The organism is Kitasatospora sp. NPDC056273, from assembly GCF_042268845.1.
In the GTDB taxonomy this organism is placed as follows: domain Bacteria; phylum Actinomycetota; class Actinomycetes; order Streptomycetales; family Streptomycetaceae; genus Kitasatospora.
The window spans coordinates 1-24,768 of the sequence record NZ_JBHJSJ010000062.1 but is presented as its reverse complement, the minus strand read 5'-3'; the positions used below and the strand labels follow the sequence as shown (position 1 = coordinate 24,768).

Sequence of the window (24,768 nt, the reverse complement as noted above, 5' to 3'; positions counted from 1 at the left end):
ATCAGGGACAAGTCAGGGTACGGACAGGGCTCGACCCGGTTGGGCCGGGCGGTCCTCTGCCGGAAGGATGGTGTCCATGACCGAGGACCCCCGCATCGAGGAAACCGGGCCCGCCGCCCCGCCGGAACCGGACCGCCCGCCACTGACCAGGACCGAGCACCACCGCGTGGTGGCCGGCGTCTGCGGCGGCCTCGGCCGGCACCTGGACATCGACCCGGTGGTCTTCCGGGTCGTCACGGTGGTGCTCTGCCTCTCCGGCGGCCTCGGGCTGTTCCTGTACGGCCTGGCCTGGCTGATCGTCCCGACCGACGACGGGGCCAAGGGCCGCGGCGGGCGCACCGAGCTCCAGCGGGTGCTCACCGGGCGGGTGGACGGCCAGTCGGTCGGCGCGGTGCTGCTGACCGTGATCGGCACCGGGGTGTTCTTCTCCTCGATGGGCGACGGCGGCCAGCTGTTCCCGCTGCTGCTGCTCGCCGCCCTGGTCTTCCTGGCGGTGCGCTACGACCCGGACCGCCGCCGGGGCCGGGGGCGCGAGCACCGGAACGGCGGCCCGTACGACCGCCACTTCCCCGGGTCCGAGGGCACCGGCGGCACCGCCGCGGACGGTGCCGGGGCCTACCGCTGGCCGCGGCCGGAGCAGGACGGGGCCGCCCGGGCCGCCGGGAAGGCCCCCGCCGACGGCGCCGGCGGCTACCTGTGGGACCCGCGCCACCCGGAGCGCAACCCGTACGGGGCCACCGCCCCGACCGCCCCGACCCCGCCCCACGGCACGCCGACCCCGCCGTACGGCACCCCGGTGCCGCCGGCCGGCACCCCGGCCCAGCCCTGGTGGCAGCGCGCCGACCTGCCGGAGGGCGACCCGCTGCGCAAGGAGGGCGCGAAGCGCCGCCCCGAGGCCGCCGCCGCACGGCGCCCCCGGGAGCGCTCGGCACTCGGCTTCTTCGGCTTCCTGCTGGCGATCGGCGCCGCCGCCGCGGTCTGGTCCGCCTCCGTCGACCGCGGCCACAACCCCACCGTGCTGAGCGCGACGGTGCTGGCCACCGCGCTGCTGGTGGTGGGCCTGACGCTGCTGGTCGGCGCGAAGTTCGGCCGGGCCCGGCGACTGGCGGTGACCGGTCTGCTGCTCACCCTGGCGCTGGCCTTCGTCGGCCACTCGCCGGACTCCGTGCGCGACGCGGTGGGCGACCGCGCCTGGACCGTCGCCTCGGCGTCCGACCTGCACGACCGGTACAACCTGGGCGCCGGGGAGATCAGGCTGGACCTGTCCGGACTCGACCCGGCCGGGGCCGCCCTCGCCACCAAGGTCGACCTCGGCGTCGGCGACATGACCGTCACCGTGCCGGACGACGTGACGGTGAACCTGGTGACCCGGATCGGCCTCGGCAACGTCGCCCTCCCCGGTGACCGGAGCGACGGCACCGGGCGGCACACCTACCTGATCGGCCCTGCCAACGGGCAGCCGGCCAAGGGGACCCTCAATCTCGAACTCGGGATCGGGCTCGGCAACATCAAGGTGGTCCAGCAGTGAGGAAGCACCGGCTCGACCTGTTCTCGCTGATCGCGGGCGCGCTGTTCACGGTGATCGCCGTGCTCTACCTGGTCGCGGCGCTCAACGACCAGTCGGTGAACGGGCGGATCGTCATCCCGGTCACCTTCATCGTGCTCGGCGTCGGCGGCCTGGCCGGCGCGGTCGCGGCGGTGGCCCGGCGCGGCCGGCCCGACCGCGAGGAGTGACCCGCCCCGCCCGACCCTAGGGCGTCAGCTCTGCTGCGGGCCCAGGGTCAGCCGGTCCCCGTCCTTGCTGACGGCGTACCTGGGCAGCGGCTTGACCGCCGGCCCGTTGACCACCGCACCGGTCGCGGCGTCGAACCGGGAGCCGTGGCAGGGGCAGTACAGCTGGCCGTTCTTCGGCGCGTCCACGGCGCAGCCCGCGTGGGTGCACACGGCGGAGAAGGCGCAGTACTGGCCGGCCTTGGGCTGGACGATGTAGACGGCGTCCCCGGTGGCCGGGTCCTTGACCTGGGCCGAGCCGCCGACCGGCACGCTCGCGGCGGGCACCGCGGGGGCCGGGGCGGTGGCGGCCGGGGCGCCGGGGGCCGGGGCGCCGGAGGCCGGTGCCGCCGACTGCTTGGGCGCGGCCGTCCGGTCCCGGCCGAAGGTGCGGGTCAGCGAGCCGGTGAGCAGCCCGGCCCCGCCGATCGCGACGGCCGCGATCCCGCCGTCCACCAGGGCCCGGCGCTTGACGTGGTCCTCGCCCAGCCCGCGCTCGCGGTCCCGCCCGGCCCGGCGGGCCAGGTAGCCGTCCACCGACAGGTACGGCGTGCCGGCCAGCAGCAGCGGCGTCCAGGCCATCAGGTAGGCCAGGTCGTTGCCGAGGTAGTACGGCGAGACGCTCCAGCTGACGGTCAGCCACAGGCTGAGGTTGAGCAGGGCGCCGCCGAGCGCGGCGGCCCGGCCCCAGAGGCCGACCAGGGTGCCGAGGCCCACCGCCAGCTCGCCGAAGGCGATGGCGAGCGCGAACAGGGTCGGGTGGTCGAGGGCGGGACCGAGCAGGAAGGAGATCGGGCTGCCGCCCGCCTTGGCGGCCTGGGTCTGCGAGACGAAGGAGGCCGGGTCGCCCGCTCCGGCCAGGAAGTGGGCGTCGGAGAGCTTGTCGAGGGCGGCGTAGACGAACGTGACGCCGAGGAAGAGCCGCAGGGGCAGCAGCGCGTACCTGGACGCGAGCGCCCTCCGCTGCGCCGCCCGGGCGGCCCGGCCGGCCGCTCCCCCACCGGCCGGCACCGGGTTGCTGGCCTCCGACATCCCTCACACCTTCCCTCGCCGCCCGCCACTCCCTGACAGGTCCGGTCCGCATTCTGCCCGCTCCCGACCGCTTTCGGTGGGAGGTCCCTCCCGGAGAGCGGCGCCCGCACCGCGAAACGGCCGCGCCGTCGCTCCCTTCAGTACGGGAACGACGGCGCGGCCGTTCAGGCATCGGCCTCAGGACGACGAAGCGCCCCGGCGGCCGGTGGGAGGGGTCACTCCCACTCGATGGTGCCCGGCGGCTTGCTGGTGACGTCGACGACGACGCGGTTCACGTCGCGGACCTCGTTGGTGATCCGGGTGGAGATCTTCGCCAGCACGTCGTACGGCAGGCGCGACCAGTCGGCGGTCATGGCGTCCTCGGACGAGACCGGGCGCAGCACGATCGGGTGACCGTAGGTGCGGCCGTCGCCCTGCACGCCCACGCTGCGGACGTCGGCGAGCAGCACGACCGGGCACTGCCAGATCTCGCGGTCCAGACCGGCCGCGGTCAGCTCCTCGCGGGCGATCGCGTCGGCGTCGCGGAGCAGGTCCAGACGCTCCTTGGTGACCTCGCCGACGATCCGGATGCCCAGGCCCGGGCCCGGGAACGGCTGGCGCTGGACGATCTCCTCCGGCAGGCCCAGCTCCTGGCCGACCATCCGGACCTCGTCCTTGAACAGCTTGCGCAGCGGCTCGACCAGCTGGAACTGGAGGTCCTCGGGCAGGCCGCCGACGTTGTGGTGGGACTTGATGTTGGCGGTGCCCTCGCCGCCGCCGGACTCCACCACGTCCGGGTACAGGGTGCCCTGGACCAGGAAGTCGACCGACTCGCCGTGCTCGCCGGCCTCGGCGATGATCTCGGCCTGGGCCTGCTCGAACACGCGGATGAACTCGCGGCCGATGATCTTGCGCTTCTCCTCGGGGTCGGTGACCCCCTTCAGCGCGTTCAGGAAGCGCTCGGAGGCGTCGACGACCTTCAGCTGGACGCCGGTGGCGGCCACGAAGTCCTTCTCGACCTGCTCGGTCTCGCCCTTGCGCATCAGGCCGTGGTCGACGTAGACGCAGGTCAGCTGGTCGCCGATGGCGCGGTTGACCAGCGCGGCCGCGACCGCGGAGTCCACGCCGCCGGACAGGCCGCAGATCGCGCGCTTGTCGCCGACCTGCTCGCGGATCAGGGCGACCTGCTCCTCGACCACGCTGCCGGTGGTCCAGGTGGGGGCGATGCCGGCGCCGCGGTAGAGGAAGTGCTCCAGGATCTGCTGGCCGTGGTCGGAGTGCAGCACCTCGGGGTGGTACTGGACGCCGTACAGCCGGGCCTCGTCGTTCTCGAAGGCCGCGACCGGGACCAGGTCGGTGGAGGCGGTGACGGCGAAGCCCTCCGGGGCGGCCGAGCAGGCGTCGCCGTGCGACATCCACACCGAGTGCTGCGCCGGAACGCCCTCGAACAGGGTGGAGCCGCTGCGGGAGACGGTCAGCGGGGTGCGGCCGTACTCGCGGGCGCCGTTGTTGTCGACGGTGCCGCCGAGGGTCTTGGCCATCAGCTGGAAGCCGTAGCACATGCCGAAGACCGGGACACCGGCCTCGAAGATCGCGCGGTCGATCTGCGGCGCGCCCTCTTCGTAGACCGACGACGGGCCGCCGGAGAGGATGATCGCCTTGGGGTTCTTGGCGAGCATCTCGGCGACCGGCATGCTGCTCGGCACGATCTCGCTGTAGACCCGCGCCTCACGCACCCGACGGGCGATGAGCTGGGCGTACTGGGCGCCGAAGTCGACCACCAGAACGGGGTCGTTGTCCGGCGCGGACTGGACGGGAATTGCAGAGGACACAGACGGCCTTCCGGCAGCGGTATCGAGGTGCCCGCGCGTGACCGCCTCCCCGGCAGGGGGGCTGCGGCTGCGGCGGACGGTGTGGGGTGTCTGGACACCGATTCTACCGGGCTGTCCGGTTTCACTCGTCTGCCCGTCCGAACGACCGTGACCGGGCGGGGCGGCGGTTCGTTGCTTCCTACGAACGTACGGCCGCGCCGCGTCCGCCAGACGCGCCGCCCGCCCCCGCGGGGGCACCGCCGTACGGCAGCAGGACCACGCGTGGAGTTCCATCCCAGTCCACCGGCGCACGTGGTGCCGCCGCCCGGCCCGCCGGGCAGCGGCACCGTGGGACCGTGCGCGGGTGCCGCGGCCGGCCAGCAGGGGACAGCGACCCCGGCCGCGACTGGGCCGAGAGGTGGGACGGCCGGAGTCCGGGGACGCCCGGGGCCGGCCGTCGCACCCCCGGTCCGGTCCGGTGCGCGCCCGGGCGCACTCCCCCGTCCTCCCCGCGCCGCTACGCGCGTCCCCGTGCGCCACAACCACCCGGACCACTACGCACCGTGATCATCGGCGGCGGCCCCGGCAGGAAATGCTCTGTGCCGAACTGTGCCGAACCGGTTGCAGAGCGAGCCCTTCGTCCAGCACGATGCTCGTTGTACGCGGTTCTCCCGGCGCCTCACGGCTCACCGAGGGGGCCCGCGACGGCGTTCTCCGCAGCCGCGCCACGGAAGGCGGCCGCGGTTCCTCAGTTCACGCTCCGTGAGCGTAGGACCGGCGCAGACCTGTGCGCCGAGCCACCGCGCACGGACGTGCGCGCCCCGCGCGGCCGGCCACCCACGCCGGAGCCGCGCGGCGCGCCCCGAAGCCGACCGACCCGACGGCGCTCCTCCCCCGGCGCCGTCACCCCAGCACCGGCGCGGCCCTGACGCCGAGTGCTGAACGACAAAGGGCCCCGTTCCCCCGCGGGGCCCTTTGCCCTTTCCTCAGGGGTGCCCGTACGGGGCACCCGCTCAGGGGTGCTCGCGCCACACGCTCGGGTCGACCGGCTCCTCGGCCGGAGGCGGCGGCACCGCGCCGGGCACCGGCGTCCCGCCGGTCGGGGCGGGCGGCTCCTCGTGCGAGCCGAGCACCTCGCTCACCCCGCCGCCGGGGGCGAACGGCGCGTCCTGCGGCGCGGCGGCCTGCGTCGGCACCCCGTGCCCCGGAACGCCCTGAGCCGGCACCCCTTGGGCCGGAACGCCGTACGGCGGCGTCGCGTACGGCACCTGCGGCGGCACCGCCGGATGGGGCACCGTGCCCCGCCCCGGGGCGAACGGGGACTCGGCGTACGGCACGGCGCCCTGCGGCGCACCCGCGCCCCGGCCGCGGAAGGCCGCAAGCAGCGGCGGCACCAGCAGCGCGCCGGCCAGCGCCCAGACCGCGTTGGCCACCAGCACGCTCACGAAGGCCAGCCCGCCCGACTCCTCCTGGGAGATCTCCATCCGCGCCGAGCCGATCCAGCCCGAGCTGGACGTGGTCCGCGTCATCAGCACCCCGGAGACCGTCATCAGCAGGGTGAGCGCCCCGGCGTGCACGGCGGCCAGGCGCAGCCGGTCGGCCGAGTCCAGCCCCCGCCGGAACGCCACCCGGCCGAGCAGGGCCGCCGAGACGAGCGCGAGCAGCCCGGCCCAGCGCCAGTCGCCGGTCAGGTCGTGCAGGTCGAAGAAGGAGAAGTCGGTCTCGCTGCTGCGGTCGCCCCAGGAGGAGTCGCCGCGGGAGCCGTCGCTGCCGGACAGGCCGGAGTGCGCCCGGAAGGTCGCCCCCGAGCCGAAGCCGAGCAGGTTGAGGCCGAGGTTGGGCAGGAAGGCCAGCGAGATCCCGGTCTGCGCCCCGCTCTCGCTGGTGGCCGCGACCAGGACGAAGGCCGTCACCGAGGACAGCCCCACCGTGACCGCCAGCGCCTGGCCGGCGGCCAGCGCGGACACCGCCCAGCCGCGCACCGCGCGGCTGCGCCAGGCGGCCCAGCGCAGCGCGTCGGTGCCGTGGACGAGGAAGGCCAGCAGGCCGGCCAGCACCGCGGTCCAGGCGACCGCCTCCAGCCAGCCGGAGCCCGCCGTGATCAGGGGCTGGCCGGACTTCTGGGCGCCGGAGCCGAAGTTGCCGAAGTAGTCGGGTTTCGCGGCGCGGCCCGAGGGGTTCCATTCGGTGCCGCCGAGCAGCCCGAGCAGTCCGCTCACCGCCGCGAGGACCAGGGCGGTGCGCAGTGCCTCGGCGGCGGCCTGGCCCCGGGTGAGCTGGCCCACCACGGCCTTGCGCCGGCGCAGCCCGGCCCGCAGGCCGAGCCAGAGCGCCAGGCACCACAGGACGGTGACGGTCATCGGCAGCACCCGGAGGGCGATCTCCAGCCGGTCGGTCCGGTCGTGGCCCAGCGGGCTCTGGTATCCGAGCCGGAACGGCGCGCCGAGGGCGTTCAGGGCCATCGACACCGCCGAGCCGAAGCGCTCGCCGAAGCCGGCCGACTGGAACCGGTACTCGTACTGGTAGTCGCTCGGGATCGCCGCGATCAGCGCGGCGGCCAGCAGGACGAGGGTCGGCGCGACGGCGACCTTGACGGCCGGGCGCCAGTCCGCGGCGGTCAGCAGGCGCTGGAAGGCGGGCTGCTTGTCGTACTCCTGCCCGGCACCCCAGCTGCCCAGGGCGGGCGGGACCGCGGCCACCGGCCCGTACCCGGGCTGGGGTCCGTACCCCGGCTGCGGTCCGTACGGCGGCGGGACGGGCGGAGCCGCACCCGGCGGAGGCGGCGGGACGGGCGGGGCGGCGGGCGGGACGGCGGCCGCCGGGGCAGGGGGCGCGAACGGCCGACCGCACGACCCGCAGGCGGGCGCCCCCTCCTCCGAAGTCGCCCCGCACGATGTGCAGTTGGCCATGGCCCGCGTTCCCCCCGCTCGACGAGTCCCTGGCCGCTCCAGGGAGCCCGTTTATCCCATCGGACCCGAACGGATGTCAACCGGGAACCGGGGCAGGCGGATTGGCCCGTCGGGCCGGTCTCAGCCGCGCTTCTTCGGGACCTCCGGGACGGGCAGCAGCGGCAGCCGCAGCGCGCCGAACGCGCCCTCGGGCACGGCCGGCCGGGCCGGCGCCACCGCCGCCACCCGCAGGTACTCCGCGCCCTGGGCCGGGCGCTGGTCCGCCTCGCCCTTGTTCGGCCACATCGACATGGCGCGCTCGGCCTGCGCGGTGATGGTGAGCGAGGGGTTGACGCCCAGGTTGGCGGAGACGGCCGAACCGTCCACCACGCTGATCCCGGGGTAGCCGTACAGCCGGTGGTACGGGTCCACCACGCCGGTCTCGGGGGCGTCGCCGATCGGGCAGCCGCCGAGGAAGTGCGCCGTCATCGGGATGTCGAAGATCTCGCCGACGGTGCTGCCCGGGAAGCCGTTGATCTCGTCGGCCAGCGCCTGGGCGCCCTGTTCCGCCGCCGGGATCCAGGTCGGGTTGGGTTCGCCGTGGCCCTGGCCGGAGGTGAGCCGGGCCTTGCCGAGCGGGCCCTTCTTCAGCGAGACGGTGATCGAGTTGTCCAGCGACTGCATCACCAGGCCGATGATCGTCTTCTCGGACCAGCGGCGCTGGTTCATCGAGCGGGCGAAGGTCACCGGGTGGAGCGCCGTGTTGCCCAGGTAGCGCAGCCAGCGCGGGACCGCCCCACCGCCCCTGACCTGGGCGATGGACAGCGCGCCCATCGCGTTGGAGCCCTTGCCGTAGCGGACCGGCTCGATGTGGGTGTTGGCGTCCGGGTGGATCGAGGAGGTGATCGCCACGCCCTTGGTGAAGTCCGCCTTGCTGCCGTAGCGCCGGTCGGTGGTCTGCGCGCCCACCAGGGCCTCGGAGTTGGTGCGGGTCAGCTCGCCCAGCCGCGCCGAGATCCGGGGCAGGTGGCCGCCGTCCCGCATCCGGTGCAGCAGCGACTGGGTGCCGTAGGTGCCGGCCGCGACGACCACCCGGGCCGCGGTGACGGTCCGCGCGCCCGCCTTCACCCGGTCGGTCCTCGACCGCGCGTCGGTGCGGCGCACGTCCACCGCGTAGCCGCCGCTCCCGTCGGCCCCTTCGATCTCCCGGATCCGGGCCACCGTGGTGAGCGGGTGGATCTCCGCCCCGCCCCGCTCGGCCAGGTACAGGTAGTTCTCGGTGAGCATGTTCTTGGCGCCGTGCCGGCAGCCGGTCATGCACTCGCCGCACTCCACGCAGGCCTTGCGGGCCGGGCCGGCACCGCCGAAGTACGGGTCGGCGACCTCGCTCCCGGGGGCCGCCTTGGCGGTGCCGTCGGTGTCCTCGCCGTCGCCGAAGAAGACCCCGACCGGCGCCATGTGGAAGGTGTCGCCGACGCCCATCCGCTCGGCGGCCGCCTTGAGGTGGACGTCGGAGGGGGTGAGGGTCGGGTTGAGCCGGACCCCGAGCATCCGCTGCGCCTGGTCGTAGAACGGCGCCAACTCCTGCTGCCAGTCGGTGATGTGGCGCCACTGGCGGTCCTCGAAGAAGGCCTTCGGCGGCACGTACAGGGTGTTGGCGTAGTTCAGCGAGCCGCCGCCGACCCCGGCGCCGGCCAGGATCAACACGTTGGCCAGCAGGTGGATCCGCTGGATGCCGTACAGCCCGAGCGCCGGCGCCCACAGGTAGTTCGGCAGGTCCCAGGAGTTCCTGGGCAGTTCGTCCCGGTCGAAGCGCCGGCCGGCCTCCAGGACGGCGACCCGGTAGCCCTTCTCGGTCAGCCGCAGGGCCGCGACCGAACCGCCGAAGCCGGACCCGACCACCACCACGTCGTAGTCGAACTCCGCCGCACCGCCGGACTGCACCATCTGCCACCGCTCCTTCACCGGGTGAACCTGCCTGTGGGTACCGCGAACCGGGCCCCGCCGCAGGTGCGGGGCCCTGGGGCCTGTCTGCGGGGGCCTACTTGAAGCGCAGCGCCTTGAGCACCCGCAGCCCGCCGGTCATCAGGGCGGCGAACTGCTTGTCGTCCAGGCCGAACGAGGGCGCGATCGGCATCAGCCGCTGGGTCGCGACGGTCTGCGCCTCGGTGAAGCGCAGGATGCCCTCCGCGCCGTGCCGGCGGCCCAGCCCGGAGTCGCCCATGCCGCCCATCGGCGAGCCGACCGAGCCGTACGCGGCGGCGTACGCCTCGTTGACGTTGACCGTGCCGGTGCGCAGCCGGGCCGCGACCGCCCGGCCGCGCCGCAGGTCCCTGGTCCAGACGCTGGAGTTCAGGCCGTACGGCGTGGAGTTGGCGGCGGCCACCGCCTCCTCCTCGGTGTCGAAGCGGTAGAGGGAGACGACCGGGCCGAAGGTCTCCTCGGCGCAGACCGCCATCTCCGGGGTGACGCCGTCGAGGATGGTCGGCTCGTAGAAGAGCGGGCCGAGGTCCGGCCGGGCGCGCCCGCCGGCCACCACGGTGGCGCCCGCCTTGACCGCCTCCTCCACGTGCCGGCCGGTGGTCTCCAGCTGGCGGGCGGAGACCAGCGAGCCCATGTCCGCGCCGTACGCGAGGCCGCCGCCGAGGCGCAGCGCCCGGGTGCGGGCGGCGAAGCGCTCCAGGAACTCGTCGGCCACCGAGCGGTGCACCAGCAGCCGCTCGATCGAGATGCAGAGCTGTCCGGCGGAGGAGAAGCAGGCCCGTACGGCGCCCGCGGCGGCCGCGTCGAGGTCGGCGTCGGCGAGCACCAGCATGGCGTTCTTGCCGCCGAGTTCGAGCGAGGCGCCGACCAGCCGGGCGGCGGCGCGCTGGGCGACGTCGCGGCCGGTGCGGGTGGAGCCGGTGAACGAGACGTAGTCGGCGTGCTCCACCACGGCGGGGCCGATCACCGGGCCGTCGCCGATCACGATCTGCCACAGGTCGGCGGGCAGTCCGGCCTCGATCAGCAGCTCGCGGGCCCACAGCGCGGTCAGCGCGGTCTGGGTGTCGGGCTTGTTGACCACCGCGTTGCCGGCCACGAAGGCCGGCAGGGCGTCGCCGACGGACAGCTCCAGCGGGTAGTTCCACGGCGAGATGTGGCCGACCACGCCCTTGGGGCGGCGGGCCTCGACGGCGTGGGTGAGCACCGGCAGCGCGCCGCCGTGCCGCTTGTCCTTGAGGTACCCGTGCGCGGCCCGCCCGTAGTGCCGGGCGGCCATGGCGACGGCCAGCACCTCCTCGAAGGCGTGCAGCCGGGCCTTGCCGGTCTCCGCCTGGACGAGGTCCAGCACCTCGTCCTGCCGCTTGAGCAGCAGGTCGTGGAAGCGCAGCAGGACGGCGGCGCGGCGGCGCACCGGCAGCGCGGCCCAGGCCCCCTGGGCGCGGCGGGCCAGCTGGAAGGCGACCTCGACGTCGGCCGGGGTGGACTGCGGCAGGCTGGCCAGCCGTTCGCCGGTCAGCGGGGCGACGGTCTCCACCAGGTCGGGTTCACCGGTGGCGGTGACGCCGGTGGCCAGCCTGGCGACCAGGGACGGCGGGACGGCCGCGGCGACGGTCCGGCCGCCGCCGGGGGCCGCCGGGTTGCCGGCGCCGGAGGGTTCGGTGGCCACTGCGTCTGCTGTGAGGTCCGACATACGGCGCAGCCTAGGCGCTCGGCGGCCGGTCCGGTACCCGTCGGTAACAAGAATCTGCCGCAGTCGGGCGAAAGCGGGCGCCCCCGCCCGACCCGGTCAGCGGCTCGGGGCGAAGTTGTTGAGCACCGCGTAGAAGCGCTGCTCGGCCTCGTTCCACTCGTTGCCCCGGTCCGGGCTGGACGAGTAGATCGCGTAGCTGGTGCCGTCCTGGCTGATGAACTCGGTCTCGATCGCGCGCCGGCGGCCGCCCTCCTTGGCCAGGTAGCTGAACTCCCAGACCGCCGCCTCCTGGCCCTTCACCGCCGTGCCGGCCATCCGGTGCTGCTTGTAGTCCTTGAGCGACTTGGCGACGGTGGCCTCCATCTGCCGCATGTGCTCCAGCGGCTTGACCGACTGGCCGACCGTGACGGCGAACTGGAGGTAGTGCACCTTGCCGTCGGGGCTGTAGTAGATCTGGTTGTCCCCGGCGCTGATCCGCTGCCAGGACGGGGTGCCGTTCGGCAGCGGGAAGCGGAAGCCGGCCGGGTCGTCGACCCAGTGGTAGCCGCTGGGCGGCGCCGCCGCGGGGGTGGCGTCGCTGGTGGGCTCCGGTCCGGTGGACTCGGCGGCGGTCGGCGTCGGGTCGTCGGGGGTGTCGCCGCCGACCACGTGCCGGGTGACCAGGAAGGTGCCCGCGGCGGCCAGCAGGCCGACGGCCACCGCTATGCCGACGATCTTCAGCAGGTTGCGGCGCTTGGCCGGTCCCCGCTCCGGCGCAATGGAGTGCGGCACCGGCGCGACGGGACCGGTGTGCGCCCGGGCAGCGTCCTGCGCGCCCCCGGCGGTGTCCGGTTCGGCGAGGACGGGCGCGGCGGGAACAGCGGCGACCGCAGGGACGGCGGGCGCGGCGGGGACAGCGGGGACGGCGGCCCCGGAGGCCTTCGGCTCGGTCGGCTCCTCGGAGCCCTCGGCCGGCTCCGCCACGGCCACCGGGCCCTCGGTGCGGTCCACCACCGGCACCGACCGGGTGGGCGTACGCACCGACGGGACCGACTTCAGGCCCATCGTGTGCCCGGCCCGCACCTCGGCCAGCATCGCGGCCGCCTCGTCCGCGGTGGGCCGCTCGGCCGGGTCCTTCGCCATCAGCGCGGCCAGCACCGGCCCCAGCGGCCCGGCCCGCCGCGACTCCGGCAGCGGCTCGTCGACCACCGCGGCGAGCGTGGTGATCGGCGAGTCCCGCCGGAACGGCGACTGGCCCTCGACCGCCGCGTACAGCGTCGCCCCGAGGCCCCACAGGTCGGAGGCGGGACCGGGCCGCTCACCCTGGGCGCGCTCCGGCGCCAGGTAGTCCGGCGAGCCGACCAGGTCGCCCGGCCGGGTCAGCTCGGTCGAGCCCTCGTACTTCGCGATGCCGAAGTCCAGCAGCACCACCCGCCCGGTGCCGCGCTCCAGCAGCACGTTGGCCGGCTTCACGTCCCGGTGCAGCACGCCCAGCTGGTGGCCGCGGTGCAGCGCGGCCAGCACCTGGCTGCCGACCTCGGCGGCGGCGCGCGGCTGCAGGGTGCCGTCCTGGCTGATCACGTCGGCCAGCGAGCGGCCGTCGACCAGCTCCATCACGATCCACGGCCGGCCGTCCTGCTCCAGCACGTCGTGCACGGTGATCACACCGGGGTGCTTGATCCGCGCGGCCGCGCTGGCCTCGCGCTTCATCCGGGTGTGCAGGATCTGCAGGTCCTCCTCGGGCAGGTGGTTGACGGTCAGCTCCTTGACCGCGACCTCCCGGTCGAGCATCCGGTCCCAGGCCCGCCAGACGGTGCCCATGCCGCCCCGGCCGAGCCGCTCGCCGAGCTCGTACCGCCCGGCCAGCAAACGCTCCGCCTCGGCCGCCTCCGGCCGGTCCTGCACGCCCATCTGCGCCCGCTCCCCCACACATTCCGCCTGCCGTCACCGCGACGGAGGGCCTGGTGCAGACCACTGTTCGAACAAATCCCACGCACACATTAGGCGCACCTTGCCGCCCCCGGTAATCACGCCCACCCCCCGGACCGGTGGAACGGAATCCGGGCGGGCCGTCAGCCTGCGAACAGCACCACCGCGACGATTCCCAGCACCAGCAGCACGAACACTCCGCCCACCAGCAGCGGGCCCCACAGGGAGGGGGGTATCCGGGGCGGCTTCGCCCCGCTCCCTGCCCCCAAGTCCCCACCGTTCCGGCCCTTTCGGGCACTCCTCCCGGCCCTGGAGCCGACGGCCCTCCCGCCGCGCCCGCGCGGCACCGCCGGCGTCTCCGGCACCGGCACCGGCCCCCCTGCGGCCCGGCTCCGCTCCTCCGCCTCCCCGTCGACCGGCTCCGGCGCCCCCGCCAGCAGCCCCGCCAGCTCCTCGCGCACCGCCTCCGCCGTCGGCCGCAGCACCGGATCGGGCTGCAACAGCCGCTCCACCAGCGGCGCGAGCGGCCCGCACACCACCGAGGGCTCCCGCCGCCCGTCCCGTACGGCCGTCACCAGCTCCGGCACGTCCCGCTCCGGGTACGGCGAACGGCCGGTGACCAGCCGGTGCACCAGCACCCCGAGCGCCCAGCAGTCACCCGCCGGGCCGCCGTCCAGCGGCCAACGCTCCGCCACCGGGCCGACCAGGGTCGCCCGCACCTCGTACCGGCGCCGCCCGCCCGGCCCGCCGAGCTCCTCGGCCAGCGCCTCCTCGGCCACCCCGGCGAGCAGCCCGCCGAGCATCGCCGCGCCGTCCTCGCAGACCAGCACCGCCTCCGCGGTCAGCGCGCCGTGGGTCAGCCCGGCCGCGTGCAGCGCCCGCAGCGCCCCGGCCAGGTCCGCCGCCAACTCGGCCGCCCGGTACGGCGGCAGCGGCCCTTCGGCGAGCAGCTCGGCCACCGTCCGCCCGACCGGCCGCTCCTCCACCGTCCACAGCAGCTCGCCCTCGACGAACGCGCCGACCCCGCGCAGCAGCCGCGGATGCGCGACCGGCGCGGTCGAACCGACCGCCGCCACCCGGCGCACCATCCGGTCCGCCTGCGCCGCGGCGGCCGCCTCCGGATCCTGGCCCGCCGTCAGCACCCCCGGCAGCTCCAGGGCGCCCAGCAGCACCGATTCACCGGTCCGCTCGTCCACCGCCTGGGCGCGCAAGGGTTCGGGGCGGTCCGTCAGCCGGTACCGCCCCGCCAGCAACTGACCGGGGCCGCCTCGCATGCCAGTTCCTCTCACTCACCGAGCAGCCTACTGAGCGGCTCCCAGGGCCTGCCGTCGAACTCCCTCGCCTCCGGGCGAACGACGGGAGTCCGACGACAGGCCCTAGGCTCGATCCCATGGACTGGACCGATCTGATCGACACCGCCTTCGAGGCATCCGGGAACAGCAGCAAAGCCAACCAGGCCGAGGCCGTCCGCGCCGTCGAGGCGACCGTCATCGACGGCGAGAAGCCGGTCGCCTCCACCGCCGGGCGCCACCCCGACCACTTCCGCAAGGGAGTGCTCGTGCTGACCACCCATCGGCTGCTCTTCCTGAAGGACGGGAAGCCGCCGGTCCCGGTTCCGCTCGCCGCCGTCACCGACGTCACCGTGACCCGCACCAAGCTCAACGGCGAAGTGCTCCTGGTGGTGGCGCTCAGCGGCTCGCACCGCTTCGAGGACGTGGCCAAGGCCGAGTTCTTCGCCGAGCAGCTCCGGGCCTCCGCCCGGGCCGCCCGGAACGCCCCGAAGGCCGGGCCCGCCGCCGCCCCGGTCGAGGCGTCCGCCGGCGAGCAGCTCATCGGCCAGCTGGAACGGCTGGCCGCCCTGCGCGCCTCCGGTGCGCTCACCGAGGACGAGTTCACCCGCGCCAAGCAGCGCCTGATCGGTTAGGACCTGCCGCCCTACGGCGCGGGCTGGAAGCTGTTGAAGACGACGTCCCGGAGCGGGGCCTGGGCTGCCCACTCCGCGTCCGGGACTATCCAGTAGATCGAGTACCCGTACTTGGGCGGGGTCCCGGTCACGAAGCCGCGGTTGAGCGAGTGCATCCTGGGCGTGCCGTTGGTCCACTCCCAGTCCGCCGCGTTGGTCCACTGCCGGTAGGTGATCGCCGCCAGGTTGAGCCGCTGGTAGTTGCTGACCTGACCGCGGACGTTCGGCTCCGACTCCTGCCAGTCCGCGACCGCGCTCGCCCCGGGCGACGTGGTCCACTCGATCCGCAGCTGGCTGCCGTCGGCCGCGTTCTTGAAGATCCGCCGGTTGGCGTCCGACCCGGTCGGCTGCAGACCGTCCGGCAGCACGACGGAGAAGCCGCTCGGGTCCTTGTACTCGTGGTACCCGGCCGGCACGGCACCCGGCGCGGGCTGCGCCGGTGCCGCCGGGGGCTGGACGGGAGCCGCCGGCGCACCGGCGGACTGCGCGGGCGCGTCCGGCGCCGCGGCCGGGTCGCCGGTCGGCTGGGCGGGCGCCGGGGCGGGCGCGGGTTCGCCCGTCGGTGCCGACGTCGGCACCGGCTCGGTACCGGTCGCCCCCGGCGAGGTGGCGACCGCGCTCTGCGAGGCCGCGCCGTTCGCGCCGCCGTCGTCGGTGCCGACCATCCGGACGACCGCCACCACTCCCGCGATCAGCAGCAGCACCACGATCACGGTGGCGATGGCCAGCCGTCGCCGGCCGGTGCGCGGATCGGCCCCGGCCGCCTGGGTCGCGCCCATCGTCCACTCGCTGGTCACCGGCCGGATCGGCTCCGCGCCCGGCTCCTCGGACGGCGTCCCGGCGGGCTCCGCGTCCTGGGCCCGACTCCCGACCCGGACCGTCCCCAGCAGCCCGCCCACCGACCGCTTGCGGCCGTTCCCGGTCTGCTCCGGCTCCTTCGGCGAAGACTCCGAGGGCTCCGCGGACTCCGCCGAGGTCGACGCCGACGGCTCGGACGGCTCCGCGGCGTCCGACGCTTCCGCCGGCCCCGCCGCCTTCGACAGCCCCGACGCCTTCGAGGCCTTCGGCTCCGGCTCCTCGGCCGGCTTCTCCAGCGGCACCGCGTGCTCGGTGGTGGACTCGGCCCGCGCGGTCGCCTCCGCGACCACCCGCTTGAGCATCGACCGGGTCTGCGAGGCGTCCAGCCGCTCGGCCGGGTCCTTCGCCAGCAGCCCCTCGATCACCGGCTGCAGCGGCCCGGCGTTCACCGGCGCGATCAGGTCCTCGGTCATCACCGCGGTCAGCGTGGCCAGCGCCGAGCCCCGGTCGTAGGGCGGCCGGCCCTCGACCATCGCGTACAGCGTGCCGCCCAGCGACCACAGGTCGGCCGGCGGCCCGGGCTTCTGCCCGCGGGCCCGCTCCGGGGAGATGTACGAGGGCGCGCCGACGAGCATCCCGGTCGAGGTGACGGAGGCGTCGCCCTCCACGCTGGCGATGCCGAAGTCGGTGAGCACGACCCGGCCGTCCTCGCCGATCAGCACGTTGGACGGCTTGACGTCCCGGTGCAGGATGCCGAGCGCGTGCGCCGCGCTGAGCACGCCCAGCACGTCGAGCGCGATCTCCGCCGCCCGGGCGGGGGCCAGCGGCCCGTCCTCCCGGACCACGTCGGCCAGCGAGCGGGACTCGACCAGCTCCATGACGATCCACGGCCGGTCGTCCTCGTCGACCACGTCGAAGACCGTCACCGCCGAACTGTGCCGGATCCGCGCGGTCGCCTTGGCCTCGCGCAGCGTCCGGGTGATCAGCCGGTGCTTCTCCTCCTCGTCGACGCTGGCGTTCATCCGCAGTTCCTTGACCGCGACGGTCCGGCCCAGCATCTCGTCCTCGGCGCGCCAGACGGTGCCCATGCCGCCGCGCCCGAGCACGCCGTTCAGGCGGTAGCGGCCGGCCAGGAGGCGGCCGGTGGAACCCTGCGCCTGGGTCATTCGGAACGTTCCCCCATGTGCTGCTGGCGGTCGTGGTGACGGCGCGTCGGCCCGACCTGGGGCCCGGACGCCCAAGCCTCCATCATCTCCTGTCCGGAGGGCCCGCGACCACCCGGCCCCCGCATCGAGCCGGTACGAACCGGAACGGAGGCGGCGCTCCGTGCCCGATCTGTGATCGAAAACTCGCCAAGATCTGTCCGGACCACTGCTACCGTTCGGCAGCTCATCGTATTCCGGGGGGATTCGACGCCCATGACCGCACCCGCACCGGGCACTGACGGCCCATCGATCCGGCCGCACACCGCCCAGCACTACTCGGTCGCACCACCCCCCGTCTCCCCCGAGGGCTACGTCGCCCCGGGCATGCCCGGCGCCCCCGTGGCCGGCTTCGACCCCGTCGAACCCACGCCCAGGACCACCCCCCGGCACCGCACCGCCCTGGCCGTCTCCCTCGCCCTCCTCGCCATGCTCCTCGGCGGCCTCGCCTACGGCAGCGCCCCGCTGCGCGCCGCCGACAGCCTCGGCTGGCTGGCCATCGCCCCGGCCGGCCTGGTCGCCCTCCCGCTCGGCCGGCTCGGCGGCCAGGGCCGCTTACTCCCGCCGCTCGGCGCCCTCCTCGCGGCCGGCGCCCTGCTCCTCGGCCAGCTGATCGAGCACCTCCGCCGCGTCCACGCCGACGGCCCCGCCCCCGGCGGCCTGCTGCACGACACCGTCACCGCCTGGCGCGCCGACCTCCGCCCCCTCGACGCCGCCTTCTACGCCATCGCCCTCATCGGCGGGTTCCTCCTCACCCGCCGCAGCGCCACGCGGAGTTGACCGCCCGCCCCGTCCCCTCCCCGTACCGCCCCCGCACCCGCACCCGCACCCGCCTCCCGCACCGGGAAAAGGAGAAGGCCCCCGCCGTCACCCGGCAGGGGCCCCTCGATCAGGTCAGGTCAGGACTCAGCGGTGGTCGAGCGCCGGGTTGACGGTGACCTCGACCCGCTGGAACTCCTTGAGCTCCGTGTAGCCCGTGGTGGCCATCGCCCGACGCAGCGCGCCGAACAGGTTCATGGTCCCGTCCGGCGTGTGCGAGGGCCCGGTCAGGATCTCCTCGGTGGTACCGACGGTCCCGAGGTCCACCCGCTTGCCGCGCGGCAGCTCCTCGTGGACGGCCTCCATCCCCCAGTGGATCCCCTTGCCCGGGGCGTCCGTCGCCCGCGCCAGCGCGGCACCGATCATGACCGCGTCCGCGCCGCAGGCCACGGCCTTCGGGATGTCCCCGCTGTAGCCGACGCCGCCGTCCGCGATGACGTGCACGTAGCGGCCACCGGACTCGTCCATGTAGTCGCGACGGGCGGCCGCCACGTCGGCCACGGCGGTGGCCATCGGCACCTGGATGCCCAGGACGTTCCGCGTGGTGTGGGCGGCGCCGCCACCGAAGCCGACCAGCACACCGGCGGCACCGGTCCGCATCAGGTGCAGGGCCGCGGTGTACGTGGCGCAGCCGCCGACGATCACCGGGACGTCCAGCTCGTAGATGAACTGCTTGAGGTTGAGCGGCTCGGCGGCGCTGGAGACGTGCTCGGCCGAGACGGTGGTGCCGCGGATGACGAAGACGTCGACGCCGGCGTCCACCACGGCCTTGGAGAACTCGGCGGTGCGCTGCGGCGAGAGCGCGGCGGCGGTGACCACGCCGGAGTCGCGGACCTCCTGGATCCGCTGCTTGATCAGCTCGGCGCGGATCGGCGCGGCGTAGATCTCCTGGAGCCGGCGGGTCGCGGTGGACTCGTCGGTGATCGCGGCGATCTCGTCCAGCAGCGGCTGCGGGTCCTCGTAGCGGGTCCACAGGCCTTCGAGGTTCAGCACGCCCAGACCGCCGAGGCGGCCGATCTGGATGGCCTGCTGCGGCGAGACCACGCTGTCCATCGGGGCGGCCAGGAACGGCAGCTCGAAGCGGTAGGCGTCGATCTGCCAGGCGATCGAGACCTCCTTCGGGTCCCGGGTCCGGCGGCTGGGGACGACGGCGATGTCGTCGAAGGCGTACGCCCGTCGGCCGCGCTTGCCTCGCCCGATCTCGATCTCAGTCACTTCGAGCCCTTCTGCTTTGTTGCTCATGCCCGCCGGGTCACCCCGGCCGCCCCCCAGTATCCCGTACTGCCGCTGGTCCCGCCCCGACGGCCCGCGCCCGGGCGCACCGGCAGGGGCCCGCCGCCGCGGTGCGGCAGCGGGCCCCTCGGTGGCCGGTGGCTCAGCGGGCCGAGTAGTTCGGCGCCTCGACGGTCATCTGGATGTCGTGCGGGTGGCTCTCCTTGAGGCCCGCCGAGGTGATCCGGACGAAGCGGCCCTTGCTCTCCATCTCGGCGACGGTGGCGGCGCCGACGTAGCCCATGGTCTGGCGCAGACCGCCGACCAGCTGGTGCAGCACGGCCGACAGCGGGCCGCGGTAGGGCACCTGGCCCTCGATGCCCTCGGGGACGAGCTTGTCGTCCGAGGCCACCTCGGCCTGGAAGTAGCGGTCCTTGGAGTACGAGCGGCCCTGGCCGCGGGACTGCATGGCGCCCAGCGAGCCCATGCCGCGGTAGGACTTGAACTGCTTGCCGTTGATGAACATCAGCTCGCCCGGGGACTCCTCGCAGCCGGCCAGCAGCGAGCCGAGCATCACGGTGTCGGCGCCGGCGGCCAGCGCCTTGCCGATGTCGCCCGAGTACTGCAGGCCGCCGTCGCCGATGACCGGCACGCCGGCCGCCAGGCAGGCCTGGGCGGCCTCGTAGATGGCGGTGACCTGCGGGACGCCGATGCCGGCGACGACGCGGGTGGTGCAGATGGAGCCGGGGCCGACGCCGACCTTGACGCCGTCCACGCCGGCGTCGATCAGCGCCTGGGCGCCGTCCCGGGTGGCCACGTTGCCGCCGACCACGTCGATCCCGACGGCCGACTTGATCTTCGCGATCCAGGCCAGCGCGTTGTGGCTGTGGCCGTGCGAGGTGTCCACCACCAGGAAGTCCGCGCCGGCCTCGACCAGGGCCTGGGCCCGGTCGAACGCCTCGGCGCTGGCACCGACGGCGGCGCCGACCAGCAGCCGGCCCTCGGCGTCCTTGGCGGCGTTCGGGTACTGCTCGGCCTTGACGAAGTCCTTGACGGTGATCAGGCCCTTGATCCGGCCCTCGTCGTCGACCAGCGGCAGCTTCTCGATCTTGTGGCGGCGCAGCAGGGCCATCGCGTCCACGCCGGAGATGCCGACCTTGCCGGTGATCAGCGGCATCGGGGTCATGATCTCGCGGACCTGGCGGGTGCGGTCCGACTCGAAGGCCATGTCGCGGTTGGTGACGATGCCGAGCAGCTTGCCCGCCTCGTCGGCGATCGGCACGCCGGAGATGCGGAACTTGGCGCACAGCGCGTCGGCCTCGCCCAGGGTGGTCTCCGGGCCGACCGTGATCGGGTCGGTGACCATGCCGGACTCGGACCGCTTCACCAGGTCGACCTGGTTGGCCTGGTCCTCGACCGAGAGGTTGCGGTGCAGCACGCCGACGCCGCCCTGGCGGGCCATCGCGATGGCCATGCGCGACTCGGTGACCTTGTCCATCGCCGCGGACAGCAGCGGGATGTTGACGCGCACGTTCCGGGAGACCCGGGAGGAGGTGTCCACCTGGTTCGGCAGCACCTCGGAGGCCCCGGGCAGCAGCAGGACGTCGTCGTACGTGAGCCCGAGCATGGCGAACTTCTCGGGTACGCCTGCGGCGTTGTAAGACATTTGGGGGGTACCTTCCGTGGCCGGCCTAATCCGCTCACGCCCTGAGGGTGGGGGCGCATTCATCGCTCACTCGCGCAGACCGCCGAAGCCGGGTACGAATAGGAGGATCCTCCAAGGGGACCCCGCGCGCACCCGTCAAACTTTGGCAACCCGCCCAGGCGCCGATACCCCATGGTACTGGCACCGCGAATGTGTCCTCGTGTGCCCTTGACAACAACCCCGCCCCGTGGATCATTCCGCCCGCAACCGGCGGAAACGGCACGCAACGGGAGGAGTGGTCAGGAGGACTCCTCCGCGAGCGCCCGCAGCCGGCTGAGCGCCCGGTGCTGGGCCACCCGGACGGCACCCGGTGACATCCCGAGCACCTCGCCGGTCTCCTCCGCCGACAGCCCGGCGGCCACCCGCAGCAGCACCAGCTCGCGCTGACGGGCCGGCAGGTTGGAGAGCAGCTCCTTCGCCCAGGCCGCGTCGCTGCTCAGCAGCGCCTGCTCCTCCGGGCCGAGCGCCTCGTCCGGCACCTCCGGCAGGTCGTCCTGCGGCACGACGGTCGAGCCGGGCCCGCGCATCGCGGCCCGCTGGAGATCGGCGATCTTGTGCGCGGCGATCCCGTACACGAAGGCCTCGAACGGGCGCCCCTGGTCCTTGTACCGGGGCAGTGCGCAGAGCACCGCCACGCAGACCTCCTGGGCGACGTCGTCCACGTGGTGGCGGGCCCCGCCGGGCAGCCGGACCAGCTTGGCGCGGCAGTACCGCAGCGCCAGCGGGTGGACGTAGGCGAGCAGCGCGTCGATCGCCGGGTTCTCGCCGCGCACCGCGGCCGCGACCAGTTCGCCCACCAGCGGCGAGCCGCCCGTGCCGAGCACCGGCCGGCGGCCCGGCCCGGTCCCACCGGCGGAACCTCCGGGTTCGGCGTACGACGGACCGTGGCCCGGACCGGAGGGCTCGGCCTCCACCGGGTCCGCCTGGCCGGTCGCACCGGCGACGTCGTCGCGCATCGGTCCATGGTGCCTGGTCGAGCGGGAAAACGCGGCACCGCGTCCGGAGTTGTGCACCGGAACGTTATGCGCTGCGGCACCGTCCGGCGTCCCGCGCACCACCGGCCCCTCCTGCACCGTGCCGCCTCCCGCCCCGCCGCCGTCGGCGGTCCCGTCCGTCGCGCCGTCCGCCGAGTGTCCTGCGGCTGCGTGGTTCGCCGCAGTGCCTGTCCGCTGGTCCCCGAGGTGCTCCACTCCTCCATGGTGCAACCTCGGGACCGTAACGTCACACGCCCGTGCGGCGCCCGCTCCGGGAACCTCCGGCGGCACGCCGCAACCGGCGGCGCCGCCGGTGGTCAGCGGACCAGGCCCCAGCGGAAGCCCAGCGCCACCGCGTGCGCCCGGTCGGAGGCCCCGAGCTTCTTGAACAGCCGTCGGGCGTGGGTCTTCACGGTGTCCTCGGAGAGGAACAGCTCGCGGCCGATCTCGGCGTTGCTGCGGCCGTGGCTCATGCCCTCCAGCACCTGGATCTCACGCGCCGTCAGGGTGGGCGCCGCGCCCATGTCGGGGCTGCGCAGCCGGCGGGGGGCGAGCCGCCAGGTCGGGTCGGCGAGGGCCTGGGTGACGGTGGCCCGCAGCTCGGCGCGCGAGGCGTCCTTGTGCAGGTACCCGCGGGCGCCCGCGGCCACCGCGAGCGCGACCCCGTCGAGGTCCTCGGCGACGGTGAGCATGATGATCCGCGCGCCCGGGTCGGCGGACAGCAGCCGCCGGACCGTCTCGACCCCGCCGAGGCCGGGCATCCGGACGTCCATCAGAACGAGATCGGAGCGGTCGGCCACCCAGCGGCGGAGGACCTCCTCCCCGTTCGTCGCGGTGGTGACCCGGTCCACACCGGGTACGGTCGCGACCGCGCGGCGAAGCGCCTCGCGGGCGAGCGGGGAATCGTCGCAAACGAGAACGGAAGTCATGACCGTCGTCCTCCGCAGCTGATCCGCGTCACGTTGAGCCTCCTGGCTGGTACGAACCTCTACGACACGGCCGATCGGCGACGGACTCCGCGGTGATCGCCCCAACCTGCCCGCGATCGTTCCCGACGTCCGGCGCCCGCTAACCGCCTCCGCACTTCCAACGACCGTCACTCGAATGAGTTACGGCCTTCGGGGCCATCTCCACCACTGTACGTGGCCAACCCATTACCGATCAGCCGCATCGCGGTGCACACGCCGCTCTTTTGCGCAGCTCGCGCGCGGTCGGCGTACGACCCGCACATCGATTCGGCACCCCGCGCGCCCGTCGACCACCCGATTGCCACGTCCGCGCCCGCTGGAGCCCCTTGCCCACTATGCCCGTTTTTATAGCTTTCGTATGGTCATTGACTGTTGTGCCAGTGTGTGGGTGACTTGTCCATGGAGTTGCCTTAAGTCATATTTCCAGGTGTCCACACCAGTGCATCGAAGCCCCGCCGCACCGCTCGGCAGCAGCCCCGCCGAACGCCCGGCCGACGGCCGACAGCCTCTGAAGGGAATGAGCCATGGCAGATTTCTCCCGCCTCCCCGGTCCCAACGCGGACCTCTGGGACTGGCAGCTCTCCGCAGCCTGCCGTGGCGTGGACAGCTCGCTCTTCTTCCACCCCGAGGGCGAGCGCGGGGCGGCGCGCAGTTCGCGCGAGGCCAGCGCCAAGGAGGTCTGCATGCGCTGCCCGGTGATCGCCGAGTGCGCGGCGCACGCGCTGGCGGTCCGCGAGCCGTACGGCGTGTGGGGCGGGATGACCGAGGACGAACGCGAGGAGATGCTGGGGCGCTCGCGACACCGACTGGTCGAGGTTCCGCTGGCCCCGCCGGCGGTCGCCCAGCGGTAGACCCGTCTCCTTGAGCACCGTGAAGAAACGTTTCTTCGCGGCGCTTCAGTCTTCTGGCTCACCGTACGTACCGGACCCCGACGGTCCCGTCACCCACCGTCAGCGGTCGGCGGCCGCCCCCGCCAGCCGCTCCAGCATCAGCGCCACGGCCGGCACCTCGGCCAGGTCCGGGAGGGTCAGCGCGACCACCTGGCGCACCGCGGGCGCCCCGGAGGCCGTCCGCACCGGCACCGTCGACACGCCGTCAGGACGCACCGACCGCAGCGCCAGCCGGGGCAGCACCGCCACCCCGAGACCGGCCGCCACCAGGCCGACCACCGCCGGGTAGTCGTCCGTCGCGAAGTCGATCCGCGGCTCGAAGCCCGCCCCGGTGCACAGCTCCACCAGGTGCCCCCGGCACTGCGGGCAGCCGGCGATCCACTGCTCCTCCGCCAGCTCGGCCAGCCCCACCGCCCCGCCCCGCCCGGCCAGCGGGTGGGCGGCCGGCAGCACGCCCACCAGCGGGTCGTCCAGCAGCGGGGTGACCACCAGGTCGGACCAGTCGGTCCCGGCGGTCAGCTGCTGCGCCTCCAGGTTGGCCTCGGCCCGGGCCTCGCGCGGCGTGCCGTGGGCGGGCGCCGGGAGCGCGACGGCGCCGTCGGACTGCGGGTAGCGGAAGGCCAGCGCGATCTCGCACTCGCCGCCGCGCAGCATCGCCAGCGACTCCGGCGGCTCGGCCTCGACCAGCGACACGCGCACCCCCGGATGGCTGTCCCGCAGGCGGGCGACCGCGGGCGGCACCAGGGTGGAGCTCGCGGTCGGGAAGGAGACCAGCCGCACCCGTCCGGCCCGCAGCCCGGCGATCGCGGCCACCTCCTCCTCGGCGGCGGAGAGCCCGGCCAGGATTCCGGTGGCATGCTTGAGCAGGACCCGGCCGGCCTCGCTGAGCTGCATCCCGCGGCCCGAGCGGACCACCAGCGGGGTGTCCACCGACTTCTCCAGGGCCTTCATCTGCTGACTGATGGCGGGCTGCGTACACCCCAGCTCGCGGGCGGCGGCGGAGAAGGAGCCGGTGCGGGCGACGGCACGCAGAACGCGCAGATGGCGGGCCTCGATCATGCCTTAGTTATAAGGCAATCTTTGCATTCTGCAAAATTCTACTGATAGTTGAAGCCTCAAGCGGAACCTCGGACGGAACGCCGGAGGCCCGGTCCGCTCCCCCCGGGGGGCGCGGAC

The 24,768-nt window shown here is 74.3% G+C and carries 18 protein-coding genes; 5 read left to right on the top strand and 13 right to left on the bottom strand.

Going from position 1 to position 24,768, the window contains the following annotated elements:
• Positions 1 to 76 precede the first annotated feature (76 nt).
• Positions 77 to 1,528, top strand: coding sequence for a PspC domain-containing protein (locus tag ACFCY1_RS35285; protein ID WP_375877214.1), 1,452 nt, complete (start codon positions 77 to 79; stop codon positions 1,526 to 1,528).
• On the top strand, positions 1,525 to 1,734 hold the full coding sequence (locus tag ACFCY1_RS35280; protein ID WP_049661234.1) for a hypothetical protein: 210 nt from the start codon (positions 1,525 to 1,527) through the stop codon (positions 1,732 to 1,734). The genes ACFCY1_RS35285 and ACFCY1_RS35280 overlap by 4 nt, the downstream gene beginning before the upstream one ends.
• Before the next feature lie 24 nt (positions 1,735 to 1,758).
• On the opposite strand, the gene ACFCY1_RS35275 is transcribed toward ACFCY1_RS35280, so the two are convergent.
• The 7 genes from ACFCY1_RS35275 to ACFCY1_RS35245 all read right to left on the bottom strand — a co-directional run bounded on the left by ACFCY1_RS35275 (position 1,759) and on the right by ACFCY1_RS35245 (position 14,335).
• Complete coding sequence (locus ACFCY1_RS35275; protein WP_074003935.1) at positions 1,759 to 2,802, bottom strand: Rieske 2Fe-2S domain-containing protein; 1,044 nt, start codon at positions 2,800 to 2,802, stop codon at positions 1,759 to 1,761.
• Between the two features lie 215 nt (positions 2,803 to 3,017).
• Positions 3,018 to 4,613 carry a glutamine-hydrolyzing GMP synthase gene (gene guaA / locus ACFCY1_RS35270; RefSeq protein ID WP_049659666.1) on the bottom strand — a complete coding sequence of 532 codons (1,596 nt, stop codon included), beginning with the start codon at positions 4,611 to 4,613 and terminating at the stop codon, positions 3,018 to 3,020.
• A gap of 992 nt (positions 4,614 to 5,605) precedes the next feature.
• The gene (locus ACFCY1_RS35265) at positions 5,606 to 7,291 is read right to left on the bottom strand and encodes a hypothetical protein (RefSeq protein ID WP_375877213.1); all 1,686 of its coding nucleotides are present in this window, start codon (positions 7,289 to 7,291) and stop codon (positions 5,606 to 5,608) included.
• Positions 7,292 to 7,621: 330 nt separating this feature from the next.
• The gene (locus ACFCY1_RS35260; RefSeq protein WP_375877212.1) at positions 7,622 to 9,427 is read right to left on the bottom strand and encodes a GMC oxidoreductase; all 1,806 of its coding nucleotides are present in this window, start codon (positions 9,425 to 9,427) and stop codon (positions 7,622 to 7,624) included.
• Positions 9,428 to 9,521: 94 nt separating this feature from the next.
• Complete coding sequence (locus ACFCY1_RS35255; RefSeq protein ID WP_049657028.1) at positions 9,522 to 11,153, bottom strand: succinic semialdehyde dehydrogenase; 1,632 nt, start codon at positions 11,151 to 11,153, stop codon at positions 9,522 to 9,524.
• A 96-nt stretch (positions 11,154 to 11,249) separates the two neighbouring features.
• Complete coding sequence (locus ACFCY1_RS35250; RefSeq protein ID WP_375877211.1) at positions 11,250 to 13,043, bottom strand: serine/threonine-protein kinase; 1,794 nt, start codon at positions 13,041 to 13,043, stop codon at positions 11,250 to 11,252.
• Positions 13,044 to 13,204: 161 nt separating this feature from the next.
• On the bottom strand, positions 13,205 to 14,335 hold the full coding sequence (locus ACFCY1_RS35245) for a protein kinase (RefSeq protein ID WP_079272376.1): 1,131 nt from the start codon (positions 14,333 to 14,335) through the stop codon (positions 13,205 to 13,207).
• A 116-nt stretch (positions 14,336 to 14,451) separates the two neighbouring features.
• On the opposite strand from ACFCY1_RS35245, the gene ACFCY1_RS35240 reads away from it, so the two are divergent.
• Entirely contained in the window at positions 14,452 to 14,985 is a 534-nt protein-coding gene (locus tag ACFCY1_RS35240) for an SHOCT domain-containing protein (RefSeq protein WP_053112601.1), read from the top strand.
• Between the two features lie 11 nt (positions 14,986 to 14,996).
• Here ACFCY1_RS35240 and ACFCY1_RS35235 read toward each other — a convergent pair whose 3' ends face one another.
• Positions 14,997 to 16,988, bottom strand: coding sequence for a protein kinase (locus ACFCY1_RS35235; RefSeq protein ID WP_375877210.1), 1,992 nt, complete (start codon positions 16,986 to 16,988; stop codon positions 14,997 to 14,999).
• Between the two features lie 252 nt (positions 16,989 to 17,240).
• Between ACFCY1_RS35235 and ACFCY1_RS35230 the strand changes: the two genes are divergently transcribed.
• The gene (locus ACFCY1_RS35230) at positions 17,241 to 17,804 is read left to right on the top strand and encodes a hypothetical protein (RefSeq protein WP_117488203.1); all 564 of its coding nucleotides are present in this window, start codon (positions 17,241 to 17,243) and stop codon (positions 17,802 to 17,804) included.
• 126 nt (positions 17,805 to 17,930) lie between these two features.
• On the opposite strand, the gene ACFCY1_RS35225 is transcribed toward ACFCY1_RS35230, so the two are convergent.
• From ACFCY1_RS35225 to ACFCY1_RS35210, 4 genes are all read right to left on the bottom strand, one after another.
• Positions 17,931 to 19,058: a GuaB3 family IMP dehydrogenase-related protein gene (locus tag ACFCY1_RS35225; RefSeq protein WP_049654353.1), complete on the bottom strand. Its 1,128-nt coding sequence runs from the start codon at positions 19,056 to 19,058 to the stop codon at positions 17,931 to 17,933.
• Between the two features lie 160 nt (positions 19,059 to 19,218).
• Entirely contained in the window at positions 19,219 to 20,721 is a 1,503-nt protein-coding gene (guaB, locus tag ACFCY1_RS35220) for an IMP dehydrogenase (protein WP_049654355.1), read from the bottom strand.
• A 278-nt stretch (positions 20,722 to 20,999) separates the two neighbouring features.
• Complete coding sequence (shbA, locus tag ACFCY1_RS35215; protein WP_074003945.1) at positions 21,000 to 21,716, bottom strand: RNA polymerase sigma factor ShbA; 717 nt, start codon at positions 21,714 to 21,716, stop codon at positions 21,000 to 21,002.
• A 335-nt stretch (positions 21,717 to 22,051) separates the two neighbouring features.
• Positions 22,052 to 22,663 (bottom strand): response regulator transcription factor, encoded by a 612-nt coding sequence (locus ACFCY1_RS35210; RefSeq protein ID WP_014136228.1) that lies wholly within the window; start codon positions 22,661 to 22,663, stop codon positions 22,052 to 22,054.
• Positions 22,664 to 23,226: 563 nt separating this feature from the next.
• Between ACFCY1_RS35210 and ACFCY1_RS35205 the strand changes: the two genes are divergently transcribed.
• Positions 23,227 to 23,553 (top strand): WhiB family transcriptional regulator, encoded by a 327-nt coding sequence (locus ACFCY1_RS35205; protein WP_049654358.1) that lies wholly within the window; start codon positions 23,227 to 23,229, stop codon positions 23,551 to 23,553.
• Between the two features lie 99 nt (positions 23,554 to 23,652).
• Here ACFCY1_RS35205 and ACFCY1_RS35200 read toward each other — a convergent pair whose 3' ends face one another.
• A complete protein-coding gene (locus ACFCY1_RS35200; RefSeq protein WP_375877209.1) occupies positions 23,653 to 24,651 on the bottom strand; it encodes a LysR family transcriptional regulator in 999 nt (332 codons plus the stop codon).
• Between the last annotated feature and the right edge of the window lie 117 nt (positions 24,652 to 24,768).

Excerpts from the sequence above, each read along its gene's own strand:
- guaB (WP_049654355.1), bottom strand. The coding sequence starts at position 20,721 with ATGTCTTACAACGCCGCAGGCGTACCCGAGAAGTTCGCCATGCTCGGG.
- ACFCY1_RS35235 (WP_375877210.1), bottom strand. The coding sequence starts at position 16,988 with ATGACCCAGGCGCAGGGTTCCACCGGCCGCCTCCTGGCCGGCCGCTAC.
- ACFCY1_RS35260 (WP_375877212.1), bottom strand. The coding sequence starts at position 9,427 with ATGGTGCAGTCCGGCGGTGCGGCGGAGTTCGACTACGACGTGGTGGTG.
- shbA (WP_074003945.1), bottom strand. The coding sequence starts at position 21,716 with ATGCGCGACGACGTCGCCGGTGCGACCGGCCAGGCGGACCCGGTGGAG.
- ACFCY1_RS35245 (WP_079272376.1), bottom strand. The coding sequence starts at position 14,335 with ATGCGAGGCGGCCCCGGTCAGTTGCTGGCGGGGCGGTACCGGCTGACG.
- ACFCY1_RS35210 (WP_014136228.1), bottom strand. The coding sequence starts at position 22,663 with ATGACTTCCGTTCTCGTTTGCGACGATTCCCCGCTCGCCCGCGAGGCG.
- ACFCY1_RS35200 (WP_375877209.1), bottom strand. The coding sequence starts at position 24,651 with ATGATCGAGGCCCGCCATCTGCGCGTTCTGCGTGCCGTCGCCCGCACC.
- ACFCY1_RS35250 (WP_375877211.1), bottom strand. The coding sequence starts at position 13,043 with ATGGGCGTGCAGGACCGGCCGGAGGCGGCCGAGGCGGAGCGTTTGCTG.
- ACFCY1_RS35230 (WP_117488203.1), top strand. The coding sequence starts at position 17,241 with ATGACCGCACCCGCACCGGGCACTGACGGCCCATCGATCCGGCCGCAC.
- ACFCY1_RS35240 (WP_053112601.1), top strand. The coding sequence starts at position 14,452 with ATGGACTGGACCGATCTGATCGACACCGCCTTCGAGGCATCCGGGAAC.
- ACFCY1_RS35205 (WP_049654358.1), top strand. The coding sequence starts at position 23,227 with ATGGCAGATTTCTCCCGCCTCCCCGGTCCCAACGCGGACCTCTGGGAC.
- ACFCY1_RS35255 (WP_049657028.1), bottom strand. The coding sequence starts at position 11,153 with ATGTCGGACCTCACAGCAGACGCAGTGGCCACCGAACCCTCCGGCGCC.
- ACFCY1_RS35285 (WP_375877214.1), top strand. The coding sequence starts at position 77 with ATGACCGAGGACCCCCGCATCGAGGAAACCGGGCCCGCCGCCCCGCCG.
- ACFCY1_RS35275 (WP_074003935.1), bottom strand. The coding sequence starts at position 2,802 with ATGTCGGAGGCCAGCAACCCGGTGCCGGCCGGTGGGGGAGCGGCCGGC.